We start from the raw sequence: 16,308 nt of genomic DNA, 5'->3' as shown, positions 1-16,308 counted from the left end.
GGCCTCATAGGCAATCCTCAGGTTGGATTGGGCCGAGCCGCTGATCTTGGTTTCCTGCAGGTTTTCCCAGCCGCCGCCGCGCTCGCTCTCGTAGGTGAGTTCGAAGTTGCCGGTGATGGCGCCCCCGCTGACCGGGAAGTTGGCGCTCAACACCGCGGCTGCGGACCATTCCGGCGCCCAGAACAGCGGGCTGCCCTCGCAGCCGTCGGCGTCTTCCAGACCGCAGATGCCCTGCAGTTCGGTGGCCTCCGAGTCCAGGTAACCCGCCGCCAGGTAGAGGTCGAAGTTGTCGCTGAGGCGCCCGGTGATTGAACCCTCCACGCCCCAGGCCTCCACCTGCCCGACGTTCTCGACCAGCGAGGCGCCGCCATCGAAGGTGACCACCTGCAGGTCTTCATATTCGTAGAAGAACGCGGTCAGGTCGACGTTGGCGCGCCCATCCATCAGGGTGTCCTTGTAGCCGATCTCCCAGGAGTCCACGGTTTCCGGTTGGAATACATTGGGCAGGAAGCCGTCTTCCTGGCGCAGGTCGATATTGCCGAGGGCCGGCTCACCGTCGGCGTTGCTACCCAGGTTGAAGCTGCCGAAACCACCGGACTTGAAGCCTTCCGTGTAGCCGGCGAAGAACATGCGCTCATCGGTCGGGCGCCATTTGGCCAGCACCCGCATGGTGACATCGTCCCAGGTTTCGCTGTCGCTGATGAACTCGGCGGTGGAGAAGCCATAGGCCCAGTAGGGCCCCAGCTCGCTCTCCGGTGTCGGCACCAGGATGGAGAAATCCTTCTTGTCCTCGGTGTAGCGGACACCCAGCTCGACGTCGAAGCTGTCGGTGAGGAAGTAGTTGGCGTTGACGTAGGTCGCCCAGCCGGAATAGTCACCCTTGATGCGCCCGGTTTCGACCAGGCGGCCATCGGCCGAGGGGGTGAACTCGGAGCCGTAGTAAGCGTACAGGTCTGCACAGCCGGAGAACGACATTCCCGAGTTGTAGTAATAGCCGTAGTACTGGCAAAAGAAATCCTCCCGCCCGGAGAACTTGAAGCGGGTGTCGATCTCTTCATCGTAGTAGGAAACACCGGCATACCAGCTCAGCGGTCCGTCGGTGGCCGAGGTCAGGCGGAATTCCTGCTGGAAGTAATCGCCGGTCTGGTCCTGGCCGTAGTTGTTCAGGTCCAGCGGGGTGCCGTCGTAATCCTCGTTGTAGAAATAATCGTGATCCTTGTAGCCCGTGTTCGAGGTGAGCGTGGCGAAGTCGAGGTCGTAATCCACGTGCAGGCCGAGGGTCAGGATGGTGGCATCGTCGTTGTCGCCGGCGATGCGGTCGGTATCGATATCCTCGTCGCTGCCGCGCAGCTCCACGCCACCCAGCGCCGCATCGAATGCGTCCCAGATATCGCCCCGGTCCACCGCCCGGTACACGGAGCCGGATTGCTCGCGGTCTTCGTATTCCACCAGCGTGCGCACCGAGAGACGGTCGCGCTCGTAGTTGGTGGACCAGCGCAGGGCCCACTTGTCGTGCTCGATCAGGTCCGGAGAGCCCGGGAAAGTGTTGTCGGCGAAGCCGTCCTCAGTGGAGTAGTATCCGGCGAGGCGCGTCGCAAAATGGTCGGAGACCGGCAGGTTGATGGCGCCTTCGAAAGCGCGGCGCCCGCGCTCGGCGACATCGATTTCCGCATAGCCGCTGGGGTCAGAACCGAGTTCCGCGCGCCGTGTGTGAACGCTGAAGGCGCCGCCGATGGAGTTGCGCCCGAAGAGGAAGCCCTGGGGCCCGCGAAGGATCTCCGCCCGGTCAATGTCGTACAGGCTGGTGACTGCCGAACCGTTGCGGCCTTCATACAGATCGTTCTTGAAGAAAGCGGAGGAGGGGTCGCCGCCGACGCCGAAATCCTGGGTGCGCACGCCGCGTACACTGATGGCGTCGATGAAGCTGTCCTGGCTGTTGCCGGTCACGCCGGGGGTATAGGACACCAGATCCTTGATGTCGTCCATGTTGACCTTGTTGACGAAGGTCCCGGACAGCGCGGTGATCGCCAGCGGCACGTCCTGCACCGACTCGCTGCGTTTGGTCGCGGTGACGATGACTTCTTCCAGTGTCTGCGACCAGGCCGGCACGCTGATTGCCGAGGCCAGTACTGCAGCGGTAACGGCCCTGCTTAACGTTCGTTTGCTGCCAGAGAGAGAGCTCTCGGAATGCCGATAGGCGTTGGCTGCTGTCATGGTGACCCCTATATGTCTGGTTGGAACAGGACGATAGACGGCAGCAGTTACTGCTGCCGCGATAAACAGTTCTTGCAGGGCGGTTGCGCTGTCATCGCGCATCGTTTTTGACGATAGCCAATCAGCGGATACGGGGGTATAACCCTATGGGGTAGGACGCCCGCCCCGTCAGCTCGCCGGCAGCATTCCTGCTGCGTCCAGTATCGATCGCATCGGTTGGAGGTGGTCCGCATAGCGCCGCCAGCGATCGATCGAACGTGTGTGAGCGGGTTCCCGCACCTGCACCGCGCTGGCGGTGGTGACCGCCGTGTCCTGCTGGTGGAAGGCCAGGCAGGCATCCTCCCAGGGCAGTTCCAGGTGGTCGATGAGAGCGCGGGCATTGGGTTCGAGGTCGCGGGCGGTATCTTCGTAGACCATGTCAAAAATGCGCCCGGGAAAGCGTTCTCGCCAGAGCGCCATCAGGCGCTGGTAGCGCACATGGTGGCGAGCCATCTCACCCTGCTCGTAGGAGTGCAGGTAGGCGTCGGCGAACAGCTGTTTGAAGCTGGCGAAACAGGCGTCCATCGGGTTGCGCACCAGGTGGACGATTTTCGCATTGGGCAGCGCCGCCAGGATCAGCGGTATCAGCAGATAGTTCTGGGGCAGCTTGTCGACAAAGTGGGGAGTCGTCCCGCGCATGCGGCTGCTGGTCTGCAGGTACAGGTTGCCCACCTGCCGCGGGTCCAGCCCCCGGGCGCTGTGAAACAGCTCGGCCGAAAACCGTCGCGGGTCCTGGTAGTTGGCCAGCCGGCGCAGGGCCAGGCCGAACTGTTGCAGTTCCCCGGCGGAATGCACCCGGGAGTGACTGCTGATGATTCGCTCCACCAGGGTGGTGCCGGTGCGGGGCTGGCCCAGCACGAAGATGGGTGACCGGTCCGGGTTGCCCGCTGTCTGCGCCGCCAGCCAGCCCGGCGTGTACAGCTCCGCCAGCGCGGCGAACATGGCTTCTTCCGCCGCCTCATCGTACTCCACGGTTGCCCGGCGGGCGGCTGCACCGGCACTGAAGGCGGCAAAGGCGGCATCCCACTGCTGCAGATCCTCCTGTTCCTTGCCAATGGCGTAGAGATAGAACGCCCGCGCCCGGGGATTCTCGCGGTGCCGCCCCAGCAGGGCCTGCATCGCCTCGATGTGTTCTTCATCGCGGGCCCTGGTCGAGCTGGCCAGGGCCCAGTGGGCCTGGGGGCTGTCGGGCTGGCGGCGGATGATGTCGCGGAAAATGGTGTCGGCCTTGTCGGTGTCGCCGTGGTAGACAAGGTTGTTGGCGAGATTGAGCATGAACGGCGGATGCCCGGGCTGCAGGGTGTTGGCGTGGGCAAAGAAGGCCTGGGCAGCACCGTGCTCCCCCATGAGCGACAGGGTAGTGGCGATCAAATCCAGCACCACGGGGTCGGCGGGCTTGATCCGGCGGGTCTCCCGCAGCGCCGCGTCCGCCAGGTTCACCTGGCCCTCGCTCATGTACAGGCGCGCGAGCTGGGCCCAGGCCGCGGCGTGGTCCCGATCCAGCTTCACCACTGACTGGTAGGCGTTGAAGGCCGTGCGCCGCTCCTTGGCTTCCAGGGCCACCAGGCCCACCAGGAAGTGGGCGGCGACCAGGTCCGGTTGCCTCTCCAGGGCCTGCTGGCAGCATTGCCCCGCGGTTTCGGTATCGCCCTTGCCCAGGGCATCAAAACCGCGTTGCAGCAGGGCTTGCAGCTGGGCATCCGCCGGCCGCGCCGGTGGCGTACCGCTCAAGGTGCGGCCTGCGGCGGCTGCAGGTAGGCCACCAGGGTGTCGCCGCCAGCGTAATCGCCGGCGCTCATGAGTGAGTCCAGGAACAGATAGAACAGCTCGGCCTGGGAGCCAACCTCCAGCTTGGCGTAGGCGTGCTTGCGGTGCAGCTTCACGGTCTCGACGGAAATCGACAGCTTCTCTGCCAGCGTCTTGGTGCTGTGGCCGTGCAGTACCAGGTTGATCACCTGGGCCTCGCGCTCGGTGAGCAGGCTGCTGCCAAACTGGTTGAGGGCGGTGTTGAGCTGCTCGCGCAGGTTGACGTTGTCCTCCGGCCGGGCCGCCGCCGGGCGCACCTGCCAGTGCTGCTGGCAGAGCACCTCAATCACCGGCCTGACTGTCGCCAGTGCCTTGACCTGTTGCGGGGTGAAGCGGCTGTTGTCCCCGGTGCGGCCCAGGGCGATGTTGATGAACCCGGTGGCGCCGTTGGGCAGCAGATAGCCGCACTCGTCCTGATAGCCACAGTTCCGGTACCAGGCCTTGTAGTACTCGCTGTCACGAAAGCCCCTGGGTGCCAGGTCGCGAAGCCGGAATACGCCGAAGCGCCGGTCCCGGCTGGCGGCCTGGTAATAGGGGTCGAGGACGAAGGCGCCGGCAACAAACACGTCCAGGGTGGAGCGGTCCAGCCCCGCCGGGACTTCAAAATACTCGACCACCGGCAGGTCGGTGTCCGGGTACACCAGCACCGTGGCATCGTCTATGGGCACCAGGCTCTTCAGGGTTGTCACCAGCTGGCTGGCGAAGTCCGTCTGGCCTACCCGGGTGATCAACAGGGCTAGCTGCTCGTTGTAGCTGGACATTGTCGGCATGGGGGTCGGAAAGGAACTCTTGCCCGGGCTGATCGCACATCATAACTGCAAACCGGCCCAATCCAGAAATGCCTGGTTGGCGAGGGAAATGCTGCGCTGCCGGCGCCGGGCCAGGACCAGCCGGATTCGCGGTTTTTCGGCGAAGGGCACGGCGACAATACCGGGCTCCTGCTGCGCCAGCATTGCCAGGCCAATGGTGGTCCCCAGGCCCTGCTTCAGCATACGGATCAGCAGCGGCAGGAAATTGCTCTGCAAGCGCAGGTCGGGGCTTACGCCGTGGGCCGCGCAGAGCTCGTCCAGCCGGTTGCGGATGAAGTAGCCGCTTTCGTAAACCACCATGGGCGATTCGTGAAGTTCCGCGACCGGCAGGGCGCTGCGTCCTGCCCAGGGGTGGTCCTCGGCCACGCACAGCACAATTTCCTCGTCGACCAGGGGGACGGTGATGAAGTCGGCTTCGATATCCGGACTGGAGCCGCTGATGACGCCGAGTTCGATTTCGTCGTCCAGCAACCACTGCCGGATAAGGTCGGTGCCGGCCTGGGTAACATTGGTGCGCAGCTGCGGGTGCAGGACCAGGAATCGGCCCAGCAGGTCCGGCAGGTAATAGGTCGCCAGCATCGACGGGCAGGCGATGGCGAGCTCGCCCAGCAGCAGCCCGCGCAGGGCGCCGCCGGTTGCCCGCAGCCCCGCCACCTGTTCGAGAATCGCGACCGCCTGTTGCAGCAGGGTGCGCCCCTCGGCGGTCAGCGACACCTGGCGCCCGCCCCGATCAAACAGGGTGATGCCCAGCTCCTCTTCCAGTTTGCGCACTGCAATGCTGACCGCGGGCTGGGCCATGTGCAGCTGCTCCGCGGCCCGGCTGAAACTGCCCTGGGTCGCGACCTGGCGGAAGATGTCGAGCTTTCTCAAATCCATGAGTATATATTTAGCATATGCTAACCATAGAAAACATATATTTTATAAATGATATATGACCTGTTAGTTTATCGGCTGCAGACGATTCTGGAGGAAGTACCATGGCACAGGGTAAACAATGGCAACGTCTTGACTGGCAGGACCCCTTCCTGCTCGAACAGCAGCTGACCGACGAACAGCGGATGGTGCGGGACAGCGCCAGGTTCTATGCCCGTGACAAACTGGCTCCCCGGGTGCGGGATGCCTTCCGCGCCGAGGAGACCGACAGCGCGATTTTCCGCGAGATGGGCGAACTGGGCCTGCTCGGCAGCACCATTGACGGCTACGGCTGCCCCGGGGTCGACTACATCAGCTACGGGCTGGTTGCCCGCGAGGTCGAGCGCGTCGATTCCGGCTACCGCTCCATGATGAGCGTGCAGTCCTCTCTGGTCATGTATCCGATCCATGCCTATGGCAGTGAGGAGCAGCGGGAGAAATACCTGCCCCGGCTCGCCACCGGTGAATGGATCGGCTGTTTCGGCCTCACCGAGCCCGACCACGGTTCCGACCCCGGCTCCATGATCACCCGGGCCCGCAGCGTCGACGGCGGTTACCGGCTCAGCGGCGCCAAGATGTGGATTACCAACAGCCCGATCGCCGATGTGTTTGTGGTCTGGGCCAAGACCGACGATGGCAAGATTCGCGGCTTCATCCTGGAGCGCGGCATGGCTGGCCTGAGCGCCCCCAAAATCGAGGGCAAGCTGGCCTTGCGAGCCTCGGTCACGGGGCAGATCGTGATGGAAGACGTGTTTGTCGGCGAAGAACAGCTGCTGCCCAATGTGGAGGGGCTGAAAGGGCCCTTTGGCTGCCTCAACAATGCCCGCTACGGCATTGCCTGGGGTGCCCTGGGCGCCGCCGAGAGCTGCTGGTTTGCGGCCCGCGACTACACCATGGAGCGCACCCAGTTCGGCCGCCCGCTCGCTGCCAACCAGCTGATCCAGCTCAAGCTGGCGGACATGCAGACCGAGATCAGTCTCGCCCTGCAGGGCTGCCATCGAGCGGGCCAGCTCATGGATGCCGGCCAGATCGCGCCGGAGCTGATCTCGCTGATCAAGCGCAATTCCTGCGGCAAATCCCTGCACATCGCCCGCCAGGCCCGCGACATGCTGGGCGGCAACGGCATTTCCGACGAGTACCCGGTGATGCGGCACATGGTCAACCTGGAGGTGGTGAACACCTACGAGGGGACTCACGACGTGCACGCCCTGATCCTCGGCCGCACCCAGACCGACATTCCCGCGTTCTGAGATGGGTGCGCTGTCCCATCTCCGGGTGCTGGATCTGTCGCGGGTGCTGGCCGGCCCCTGGGCCACCCAGATCCTGGCCGATCTCGGCGCCGAGGTGATCAAGGTCGAGCGCCCCGATGGCGGCGACGATACCCGGGCCTGGGGACCGCCGTTCATGGCGGGCGGCGATGGCGAGCCGACGGCGGAGTCGGCGTACTTTCTCTGCACCAATCGCGGCAAACAGTCCCGGTGCGTGGATATCAAGTCCGCCGAGGGCCAGGCCGCCCTGCGCGCCCTCGCCCGCGACTGCGATGTGCTGGTGGAAAACTTCAAGGTCGGCGATGCGGCCCGCTTTGGTCTGGACTACGCCAGCCTCTCGGCATTGAACCCGGGGCTGGTGTACTGCTCCATCACCGGTTTCGGCCAGACCGGCCCCCTGCGTGACAGGCCCGGCTACGACTTCCTGGTGCAGGCCATGGGCGGCCTGATGAGCGTCACCGGCCAGCCCGATGGCAGTCCTGGCGCGGAGCCAATGAAGGTCGGGGTGGCCCTCACGGATATCATGACCGGGCTGTACGCCACAGTGGGCATCCTCGCGGCGCTCACCGAGCGCGACCGCTCCGGGCTGGGCCAGCAGGTGGATCTGGCGCTGCTGGACGTGACCGCGGCAACCCTGGCCAACCAGGCCAGCAATTACCTGGTGGGCGGTATCAACCCCGGGCAACTGGGCAATGCCCACCCCAACATTGTTCCCTACCAGAGCTTTGTCGCCCGCGATGGCCACCTGGTCGTCGCAGTGGGCAACGACGCCCAGTTCCGGCGCTTCGTCGCGGTACTGGGTTGCCCGGAGCTGGCGGACGACTCCCGCTTCCTGAGCAACCGCCTTCGGGTCCAGCACCGGGAGCAGCTGATCCCGCTGCTGCAAGCGCCGATGTTGACGCGGGACAAGGCCGACTGGCTGCAGCGGCTGGCAACGGCGGGTGTGCCGGCGGGGCCTATCAACAGTATCGCCGAGGTGTTCAGCGAGCCCCAGATCCTCGCCCGGGACATGCGCGTGAACGTGCCGCATCCGCTGAATCCCGACCTGGAGCTGGTGGGAAGCCCGATCAAGCTGTCGCGCACCCCGATAGTCTACGACTCGGCGCCGCCCACCCTGGGGCAGCACACGGAGTCGGTGCTGGCGCGACTGGTGCCCGATCGGCAATAATCGGGTTTTATCTGCACGGTGCGCGGAAGATGAAGACTCTCCCCAAGATCCTGCTCGCGGTAGCGGTGGTGGTAGGTGTACCTGTCCTGGTGCTGGTCAAGGGCAAGCAACCGGAGCCGTTCGAGCCCGGCTCGGAAAGCGCCTACCGGCTGCAGATGGGGCAGCTGCCTGTGGCGCAGCTGGAAACGGAGTTCGTCGACCCGTCGCGGCCCACCGCCACCAACGGCGACTACGCCGGTAGCGGGGAGCGGCGCCTGAAAGCCACCGTCTGGTTCCCCGGGGACCGTGAGTTCGCTCCCTATCCGCTGCTTGTCTACAGCCATGGCTTCTCCTCTTCACGGCGGGAAGCGGCTTACCTGAACGAGCACCTTGCCAGCCTCGGCTACGTGGTGGTCGCCGCCGATTACCCGCTGACCAACATGCGTGCACCCGGTGGCCCGCAGGTAAAGGATGTAGTCAACCAGCCCGCCGATGTCAGCTTTCTCATCGACAGCCTGCTGGCGCTGGCGAGCGCCGACGGCAACAGCCTGCAGGGCCAGATTGACCCGGAGCGTATCGGCGCCCTGGGCCTGTCCCTGGGCGGTTTGACCACCACGCTGGCGGCCTTTCACCCCGAGCTGCGCGATCCGCGTATCCAGGCCGCGCTGTCGATCGCGGGGCCCACCTTTGTCTTCACCCCCGCGTTCTACCGCCACCACAGCCTGCCCTTCCTGATGCTGGCGGGTGATATCGATGCCCTGGTGCCCTACGCGGCCAATGCGGCACCGGTGCCGGAACAGGTGCCGGGGGGCGAGCTGGTCACTATCCACAAGGCCTCGCATACGGGCTTTGCCGGTCCTGCAGGAATCATGCGCTGGCTGGACAACCCGGATGTGGTTGGCTGCTGGATTGTCGAGCGCAGTGCCGGGGAGGCTATGGAGGAGCCGTGGTTCGATCTCATCGGGCCTCCCGACATGGGGATAGACTACTCGGCCGAGGCCGATCTCTGCACGCTCGATCCGCTGCCGGAGGCCATGAACACCCTGCGTCAGCAGATGATTACCAGGGTCGTGGTCAGGAGCTTCTTTGAACGTCAATTCTCGCGCTCGGAGTCTTCCCGGGAGGCGGCCGACCGCTACCTGCGCCAGGGACTGGCCACAGAACTTGGTGACGTGATCTACACACCTCCCGCGACCTGAACCATGCTGCTGCGCAGGGACAAGATTGTAGTTGGCCTGCTGGCGTCTGCGCTGTTCGGGGTCCTGCTGCTGTTCAGTATCTTCGGCTGGTATTTGTGGCGCGAATCGGTGGTGGCCGAAGAGGCGCGGCTCGGCGACCTGGCGCAGCGCCTGGGCTTGCAAGCGGAGTCGGCCATCATCGATGCCCGGGACTTGCTGGAGGCGCTCAATGAGTCGCCCTATCCCCGCTGCTCACCGCAACACATTCGCCTGATGCAGGAGGAAACCTTTGCCCGCCCACACATCCGGGCGATCGGCTACTGGCGTGCAGTGGAACGGCTCTGCGGCACCGGGTTTGCCGAGGGCGCAGCCCTGCGCCCGCCCCAGGCAAGCCGGATTTACGACAACGGGCTGATCGCCTGGTGGCCGGGGCCCGATACCACCGTAGGCGGGGTGCCCCTGTTCCTGATGCGCTTTGGCAACCATGACATTGCCATCGACCCGCGCCAGCTGCTGAATGCCGGGCCGCTTAGTGATCAGCGGGTGGGGCTCTGGGTGGAGGGTCTTGCCATGACCCGTATTCCCGCTGAATCCGAGTTGCCGGAGCCCGGCAGCCTGCGGCGGGGGCTGACAGTCGACAGGATCGGGCAGAGGGTCAGCTCCCGCTTCTCCCTGGGCACCATCTTCAGCATCGATATCGTGGCGATGCAGCCTCTCAGTGAGTTCTGGAACCGGTACCTGCCTACGCTGCTGCTGGCCGGCGCCCTGGGGCTGCTGCTGTTGGCGCTGTGGGTATTTGTCGTGCTGAGCTTTTCCCGCCGGCACCTTAGCCTGACCGCAGAGCTGCGCAATGCCATTGAGCGTCGTGAAATCGTGCTCCACTACCAACCCATCGTGGACCTAGCCAATGGCCGCTGCAACGGTGCCGAAGCACTCGCCCGCTGGACACGGGAAAACGGCGACGCGGTGAGTCCGGATGTGTTTGTACCCATGGCCGAGAAGGCGGGCATGATTACCGACCTGACGCTGGCGGTACTGGATCTGGTGTTGCGTGACCTCGGGGCGCTGTTGCAGGCAGACCCGGGCATTGCCATCAATATCAACCTGTCGGCGCAGGACCTGGAGTCGGAGCGGTTGCCGCTGGCGCTGGAGTCTGGCTTGCGCGAGGCGGGACTGCCCGCCAGCGCCATCAAGCTGGAGCTGACCGAGCGGGCGCTGCTCGACAATGAGCTGCCGCGCCGGCGCATCAGTCAGTTGCGGCAGCAGGGCCACGCGGTGGCGATCGACGATTTCGGCACGGGCTACTCGAGCCTGTCGTACCTGGAGTCATTCGAGCTGGATATTCTCAAGATAGACAAGGCTTTCGTGGATACGATTGAAACCCATGCCGTAACCGGCACGGTGATCGGCCATGTGATCGAGATGGCAAAGTCTTTGCAGCTGGACATCGTCGCCGAGGGGATCGAGAGCCAGCACCAGGTAGCATGGCTCGCCCAGCAGGGCGTCCGCTACGGCCAGGGTTATTACTTCAGCCGTCCAATGGCTCCCGGAGATTTCAGTAGCTGGCTCAAGAGCCAGGCCTGAGGCGGAGGAAACACCCTTTGCGGGTGACAGTGCAGGCGCTAGAATGGCGGATTTTCGGCTCTGTAGGCCGAGAAAACAAGCACTTGGAGAGCGAATTGCAGGCCCTATCCAATGAGATCCAGACGCGGCGCCGACTGCCACTCATCGGCGCGATACTGCCCCTGTTGCTGACAGCGTGCAGTGCGATACCTGGTGTCGACAGCCCGGGCCAGCCCGGAAGCCCGCAGCTACCGATTGAACCGCTGGAAGCGCAGGCACCGCCAGGACCGGTATCCGCCGGGCCGGCGCGTGGCGAACTGGCGGTGGGGCCCGCGCTGGCGAAGCTGGCGGCCAATGCCGAGGCGTTGCTGCTGCCGGAACAGACCGGCTATTACATGGACGTTCAGTACGCAACCCTGCGCAAGCGCTTTGTCGATACCGATGTGACCCTGGCTCGGGAGGGCGACCAGTTGCGCCTGGTGCTGCCCGGCAGTGCGACCTTTGACAGCGGTAGCGCCGACGTTACCGAGAGAGCCAGTTTGCTGCTGCGCGACGTGGCGGAGGTCCTTGCCGAGTACGACCGCAGCCTGGTGGTGGTTGAAGGTCACAGTGATTCGGTGGGCGCTGCCAGCTTCAACCAGAGTCTCTCCGAGCAGCGAGCGCTCGCGGTGGCCGCTATGCTGCAAGAGAACGGAGTGGTTGTCGAGCGCCTGGTTGTGGTGGGCTACGGCCCCGACCGGCCGGTAACCGACAATGACACGGAGCGGGGTCGGGCGCAGAACCGCCGGGTGGAGTTGCTGGTGAGGCCGGTTACCGGGCCCTGACGCCGAGCAAGAGCAAGCTAGGGCTTCTTGTCGGCCGTCAGGATCTGCACTGGATGGACGGGGGCCAGTTGCCCCTGGGGATTCAGCTTGCGAACCTCCACCGCCATTGCCGCCAGCGCCGCTTGCCGGTTTTGCGGTGCGGGGTGGGTGCTGAGGAATTCCGGCGGGCTTTTGCCATCCCCGACAGCCCCCATTTTGGCCCACAGGCTCACCGCGGCGTCCGGGTCATAGCCCGCCCGGGTGGCGATCTCCAGTCCCAATTGATCGGCTTCCAGCTCCGCGGTGCGGCTGTTCGGCAGTTCCAGCGCCAGGGTGGCGGCCATGCCCGCGGCGCTCATGGTCATGTTGGGGTTGTCCGACATGGCCCCCACGGCAACCACGCCGAGGGTAGTGGCCATCGCCCGCGACATACGCTCGGCGGTGTGGTTGGCGAGGGCGTGGGAAATCTCGTGGCCCATGATCTGCGCGAATTCGGCATCGGTGAGCGTGAGCTGCTTGAACAGGCCCGTGTAGACCGCCATGCGGCCTCCGGCCATGCACCAGGCGTTGACCGTCTTGTCATCGTCCACCAGCGCTACGCTCCACTCCCATTTCGCCGACTGTGGATACTCCGCGATAGCGACCGACACCAGGCGCCCGGTGATGGTTGCCACCCGCTGCGCGAGCGCCTTGTCGCTGGACAGCTGGTCCTTGGAGCCGAGGTCGGAGACGGTGCTCAGATAGGCGGCACGGGATTCCACAATGGCGGCTTCCGGCGAAATCAGCATCAGCTGTTTGCGCCCGGTGGGGCTGGTGACGCAGGCGCTGAGCAGGCAGGTGGCTGCCACCAGCAGGATGATTCTTTTCATGGGGAAAACTCTCGCAATTCGAGGTTATTCTAGATCATTGTCGCGAGGGGTTTGACTACTTTCGGGGGCCGCCGTTCCCCCGGAAGCCTCGATGGGGGGCAGATCCCGCTCCGTTGCGCGCTACTGAGCGCATCAATGCGAGACCCGGCCCCCCGGCAGGGGCCTAGAACGGCAGGCCGTCGTCGATGGCGTGGCCCGCTTCCGCGGGTGTCCGCAGCCCCTCGGTGTAGAGCTTGCCGTTGATGTCACCGCGAATTTGCCCGGCGTCCTCCCGCGTGGCAAAGAACTGCGAATACCACTTGCGGCCGGCGCGGAACGGCCCGTCGGTCTTCATCTGCATGATCTTCAGCGCCGGCCGTTTGAATTTCCAGACGTTGAAGTCCGCCGCGAAGGCCTCCAGGGCGTTGGCCTGGAACTGCTTCTGGGCCTCCCGGTCCTCGGCGCTGGCGGGGGAGTTGGCGCCGCGGTAGAGCACCGCGTGCCAGCACTTCACCAGGCCGTCGTCCACCGGGGTGTTGGCGATCAGCTCGAACATCACCGCGTCGCCGAACACCTGCTTGGACAGCAGCACACCCGGGCCGGTGTACCAGGTCGTGGTGTACAGATAGGTGTTGTAGAGCTGCATGGGCCCGCCCTGGCGCTGGATATAGACCTGGTCGCGGAACTCGTTCTCGAAATACTCGCAGGGCGCGCCGTGGGTGGGCCCCAGGTGCCGGCTGTCGGCCATGTTGTCGAGGATTTCCTGGGGGTGGATGGCCAGTTCTCCCAGGTGATCCAGCTCCCACTGCACCCACTGCGGGTCGTTCCACTGCTTGAGGAAGGGGGCGTCGTACTCGGGCGGCAGGCCGTCCGGATCGTACCAGGCCATGACGCAGCCCATGTTGTCCACAACCGGGTAGGAGCGGATGGAGGCCGACTTGGGGCAGGGGCCGTCGCTGTAGGGAATGTCGTCGACGTCGCCGTCGGAGTTGTAGCGCCAGCCGTGGTAGGGGCAGCGAATGGAGTCGCCCTCGATCTGCTCGCCGTTCTTCACGATCATGGCGCTGGTGCTGGCGGTCAGGTGGGTGCCCATGTGGGCGCAGTAGGCGTCCAGCAGGACGGGTTTGCCGCTTTCGCCCCGGTACAGCGCGAGGTCCTGGCCAAAGAACCGCACCGCCATCGGTCCGGCGTCGAGTTCCTTGCTTTCCGCCACAATAAACCAGCCCCGGGGGAAGGTATTGGGGCCCAGATTGTAGTCAGCCGCTGTTGCCATGGTGCCTGTCTCCATCGTACTCAATTGCCCACAGTATAGCGGGCGCAGACGTTGCGGCCATGCCGCGGCAGGGCCGCCGCAGCAGGCAGTGTCGCCTGGCTCAACTATTTGGTGTGCTGGTCTGGTTGATTGTGCTCGCGGTGGAACCTGCGGCCCAGGTAGATCCCCGTTGCCCCCCAGCAGGCGGCGATGCCGGCGCCGATCAGGGCTACTGGCGCCATGCCCAGGCCCAGGCCCTGGGTCAGGGCAGTGAACGCCCAGGCGTTGACCATGTCGCCGCCCCGGTAGACGACGATATCGATCACCGGTTTGGCCTTGTAGCGGGTCTCCTGGTCGACGGCGGTGAACAGCATCTCCCGCCCGGGACGGGTGATGGCAAAGTTGCCGGCACGCCGCGCGATCTGGATTCCCACCACCACCGCCACAACGGGGGCTGCGGCCAGCAACAGCAGCCCGCCGCAGATCACGACGGGGACGCAGGCGAGGGTGAAGGGCAGGCCCAGGTGTTTGGCAATGCGCCCGGTGGCGAAAGCGGCGATCACCACGGTCAGGGTGTTGACGGCCAGGTCCATTGCCGCCCAGATCCGGGTCCGGGTTTCACGGTCATAGGGTTCGAGCAGGTTTTTCAGTTCGAAGTAGATGAACGAGCTCAGGGAGGTGTAGAGCAGGATGAACAGGGCGATGCCCAGCAGGTAGGGGCTGCGCAGGAATTCGGTGAAGCCAGCCAGGGGATTGCCGCCGATGTAGTCGAAATCCCGGGCGCCGGCAGTGAGTTCCGCATTGCCGAGATCCTCCACCTTGAGCCGCTGCAGCCAGTAGACCAGGGGCAGGGTGGCGACCAGGGCCGCGCTGCCGATCAGCAGCAGCGTGTCGGTGCCAGCGCCCGCCGCCAGCAGGGCGGTGAAGGCGGGGCCGACCATGGCGCCGATGCTGGCGCCGGCACCGATGAACCCGAACAGGCGGGTGGCCTGGGGCTTGGCCCAGGTGTCCGCCATAAAGCTCCAGAATACGGAAACATGAAACAGACTGAAAACGCTGATCCAGACGTAGAAGGCCTTGTCCAGCAGGGTGCGCTCGGCCACCGTCTGGATTCCCACGAAAAACAGCACGAAGGTCGCGGCGAAGAAGCCGTACACCGCCGGTACCAGGTGCCGCAGGCGGATCCGGGTCACGGCGTTGCCGTACAGCGACACCGCGACCACGCTGAAGATGAAGGTCAGGGTCCAGAGCACGCTGACCTCGGCATCGCTCCAGTCGCTGGCCATCGCATCCCGCACCGGGCGCAGGATGTAGTAGGCGGCCATCAGTATCAGCACCAGGCTGAACGAGCCCAGCGTCGCGCGCACTTCCCGGGGGTGGATGTCGCAGGCGAAGTCCAGCCCCCGCTGCAGCAGGGAAGGTTTCTGATTGCTCATGTGACCGCCGCTACAGGGCGGTGAAGGCGCGCATCATCTCCGCGCGCTGGCGGCCGTCCGGCAACGGGCCGAAGTTGGCCTGCATATTGTCCTGCATGTGGTGGACCTTGGAGGTCGCGGGGATCACGCTGGTGACTGCCGGATGGCCGAGGATCCACTTCAGGAAGAACTGGCCCCAGCTGCTGCAGCCGAGCTCACCGGCGACGTCGGGCAGCGCCTGGTCGCGGGTCTTGGCAAACAGGGAGCCGCGCTGGTAGGGGCGGTTGATCATGGTGGCGATACCCCGTTCCTGCGCCAGCGGCAGCAGCGCCTGCTCCGCCACACGGTCCTCCAGGTTGTAGCTGAACTGGACAAAGTCCAGCGGTTCCCGGCGCATGATCTCCAGCAATTCCTCGTGGTTGCGGCCGTGCGAGGTAGTGATGCCGATGTAGCGGACCTTGCCTTCCGCTTTCCACTGCTTGAGCGTGGCGAGGTGGGTGCGCCAGTCCTGCAGGTTGTGGATCGCAATCAGGTCGAAGCGTTCCACCGCCATGCGCTGGGCAGAGGTCTGCATCTGGGCGATGCCCTCCTCCCGGCCCGTGGTCCAGACCTTGGTGGCCGCAAATACCGGCGGCCGCGGCGACAGGCTGCGCAGGACATCCCCGACCCGGGATTCCGCTTCGCCGTACATCGGGGAGGAATCTATGACCTGGCCCCCGGCCGCGAAGAAAGCCTGCAACACGGCTCCCAGCTCTGCCAATGCCTCGGGGCTGGCGGCCACGTCGAAGGTCTGGGAGGTGCCCATGCCGATGACCGGCAGCAGTTCGCCGGAGCTCGGGATCGGGCGCGTGTTCACTGCGTCTGTGGTTGCCGCTGCCGCTGCCGGGACCGGGGCGGCAGCGCGGGCAGTGCCGCCACTCAGCAGCGGCAGGGCGGCGGCGAGTTGCAGAATCTGGCGTCTGTTCAGCATAACCTGCTCCGTGGGTCTGTGAGTTCTCCAGTGTTCCAGCAGGGTCCCGGCAGGTCAAGCACGGGGCTGCAGCTCGGCGGGGCC

13 protein-coding genes are annotated in these 16,308 nt (G+C 65.1%); 5 read left to right on the top strand and 8 right to left on the bottom strand.

The genetic code is table 11. The features are described from left to right. From RJQ10_RS09675 to RJQ10_RS09660, 4 genes are all read right to left on the bottom strand, one after another. Positions 1 to 2,214, bottom strand: a 2,214-nt coding sequence (locus RJQ10_RS09675; protein ID WP_350146017.1) for a TonB-dependent receptor, incomplete at its 3' end; no start/stop codon positions are given. A 168-nt stretch (positions 2,215 to 2,382) separates the two neighbouring features. Beyond that, positions 2,383 to 3,984 (bottom strand): tetratricopeptide repeat-containing sulfotransferase family protein, encoded by a 1,602-nt coding sequence (locus RJQ10_RS09670; protein WP_350146015.1) that lies wholly within the window; start codon positions 3,982 to 3,984, stop codon positions 2,383 to 2,385. After that, positions 3,981 to 4,820 carry a helix-turn-helix transcriptional regulator gene (locus tag RJQ10_RS09665; RefSeq protein ID WP_350146013.1) on the bottom strand — a complete coding sequence of 280 codons (840 nt, stop codon included), beginning with the start codon at positions 4,818 to 4,820 and terminating at the stop codon, positions 3,981 to 3,983. The genes RJQ10_RS09670 and RJQ10_RS09665 overlap by 4 nt, the downstream gene beginning before the upstream one ends. 48 nt (positions 4,821 to 4,868) lie before the next feature. Next, on the bottom strand, positions 4,869 to 5,744 hold the full coding sequence (locus RJQ10_RS09660) for a LysR family transcriptional regulator (RefSeq protein WP_350146011.1): 876 nt from the start codon (positions 5,742 to 5,744) through the stop codon (positions 4,869 to 4,871). Positions 5,745 to 5,845: 101 nt separating this feature from the next. On the opposite strand from RJQ10_RS09660, the gene RJQ10_RS09655 reads away from it, so the two are divergent. The 5 genes from RJQ10_RS09655 (at position 5,846) to RJQ10_RS09635 (ending at position 11,760) form a co-directional block, all read left to right on the top strand. Then, positions 5,846 to 7,030 (top strand): acyl-CoA dehydrogenase, encoded by a 1,185-nt coding sequence (locus tag RJQ10_RS09655; RefSeq protein WP_350146009.1) that lies wholly within the window; start codon positions 5,846 to 5,848, stop codon positions 7,028 to 7,030. A 1-nt stretch (position 7,031) separates the two neighbouring features. After that, positions 7,032 to 8,216, top strand: a complete 1,185-nt coding sequence (locus RJQ10_RS09650) for a CaiB/BaiF CoA transferase family protein (protein WP_350146007.1) — start codon at positions 7,032 to 7,034, stop codon at positions 8,214 to 8,216. A gap of 29 nt (positions 8,217 to 8,245) precedes the next feature. Then, complete coding sequence (locus tag RJQ10_RS09645; RefSeq protein ID WP_350146005.1) at positions 8,246 to 9,394, top strand: alpha/beta hydrolase family protein; 1,149 nt, start codon at positions 8,246 to 8,248, stop codon at positions 9,392 to 9,394. Between the two features lie 3 nt (positions 9,395 to 9,397). Further along, positions 9,398 to 10,957, top strand: coding sequence for an EAL domain-containing protein (locus RJQ10_RS09640; RefSeq protein ID WP_350146003.1), 1,560 nt, complete (start codon positions 9,398 to 9,400; stop codon positions 10,955 to 10,957). A 95-nt stretch (positions 10,958 to 11,052) separates the two neighbouring features. Beyond that, positions 11,053 to 11,760, top strand: coding sequence for an OmpA family protein (locus tag RJQ10_RS09635; protein WP_350146001.1), 708 nt, complete (start codon positions 11,053 to 11,055; stop codon positions 11,758 to 11,760). A 17-nt stretch (positions 11,761 to 11,777) separates the two neighbouring features. Here the strand turns inward: RJQ10_RS09635 and RJQ10_RS09630 are convergent, their stop codons facing one another. The 4 genes from RJQ10_RS09630 to RJQ10_RS09615 form a co-directional block, all read right to left on the bottom strand. Continuing rightward, the gene (locus RJQ10_RS09630; protein ID WP_350145999.1) at positions 11,778 to 12,608 is read right to left on the bottom strand and encodes a M48 family metallopeptidase; all 831 of its coding nucleotides are present in this window, start codon (positions 12,606 to 12,608) and stop codon (positions 11,778 to 11,780) included. A 163-nt stretch (positions 12,609 to 12,771) separates the two neighbouring features. Beyond that, the gene (locus RJQ10_RS09625; protein ID WP_350145997.1) at positions 12,772 to 13,860 is read right to left on the bottom strand and encodes a Rieske 2Fe-2S domain-containing protein; all 1,089 of its coding nucleotides are present in this window, start codon (positions 13,858 to 13,860) and stop codon (positions 12,772 to 12,774) included. A 104-nt stretch (positions 13,861 to 13,964) separates the two neighbouring features. Next, the gene (locus RJQ10_RS09620) at positions 13,965 to 15,275 is read right to left on the bottom strand and encodes an NTP/NDP exchange transporter (protein ID WP_350145995.1); all 1,311 of its coding nucleotides are present in this window, start codon (positions 15,273 to 15,275) and stop codon (positions 13,965 to 13,967) included. Positions 15,276 to 15,285: 10 nt separating this feature from the next. Then, on the bottom strand, positions 15,286 to 16,224 hold the full coding sequence (locus tag RJQ10_RS09615; RefSeq protein ID WP_350145993.1) for an aldo/keto reductase: 939 nt from the start codon (positions 16,222 to 16,224) through the stop codon (positions 15,286 to 15,288). Positions 16,225 to 16,308 lie beyond the last annotated feature (84 nt).

Origin of the sequence: Haliea sp., from assembly GCF_040222615.1 — a bacterium.
In the GTDB taxonomy this organism is placed as follows: domain Bacteria; phylum Pseudomonadota; class Gammaproteobacteria; order Pseudomonadales; family Halieaceae; genus Haliea.
This window is presented reverse-complemented; position numbering and strand designations above follow the sequence as displayed.

Excerpts from the sequence above, each read along its gene's own strand:
- RJQ10_RS09665 (WP_350146013.1), bottom strand. The coding sequence starts at position 4,820 with ATGTCCAGCTACAACGAGCAGCTAGCCCTGTTGATCACCCGGGTAGGC.
- RJQ10_RS09660 (WP_350146011.1), bottom strand. The coding sequence starts at position 5,744 with ATGGATTTGAGAAAGCTCGACATCTTCCGCCAGGTCGCGACCCAGGGC.
- RJQ10_RS09655 (WP_350146009.1), top strand. The coding sequence starts at position 5,846 with ATGGCACAGGGTAAACAATGGCAACGTCTTGACTGGCAGGACCCCTTC.
- RJQ10_RS09650 (WP_350146007.1), top strand. The coding sequence starts at position 7,032 with ATGGGTGCGCTGTCCCATCTCCGGGTGCTGGATCTGTCGCGGGTGCTG.
- RJQ10_RS09645 (WP_350146005.1), top strand. The coding sequence starts at position 8,246 with ATGAAGACTCTCCCCAAGATCCTGCTCGCGGTAGCGGTGGTGGTAGGT.
- RJQ10_RS09640 (WP_350146003.1), top strand. The coding sequence starts at position 9,398 with ATGCTGCTGCGCAGGGACAAGATTGTAGTTGGCCTGCTGGCGTCTGCG.
- RJQ10_RS09630 (WP_350145999.1), bottom strand. The coding sequence starts at position 12,608 with ATGAAAAGAATCATCCTGCTGGTGGCAGCCACCTGCCTGCTCAGCGCC.
- RJQ10_RS09625 (WP_350145997.1), bottom strand. The coding sequence starts at position 13,860 with ATGGCAACAGCGGCTGACTACAATCTGGGCCCCAATACCTTCCCCCGG.
- RJQ10_RS09620 (WP_350145995.1), bottom strand. The coding sequence starts at position 15,275 with ATGAGCAATCAGAAACCTTCCCTGCTGCAGCGGGGGCTGGACTTCGCC.
- RJQ10_RS09615 (WP_350145993.1), bottom strand. The coding sequence starts at position 16,224 with ATGCTGAACAGACGCCAGATTCTGCAACTCGCCGCCGCCCTGCCGCTG.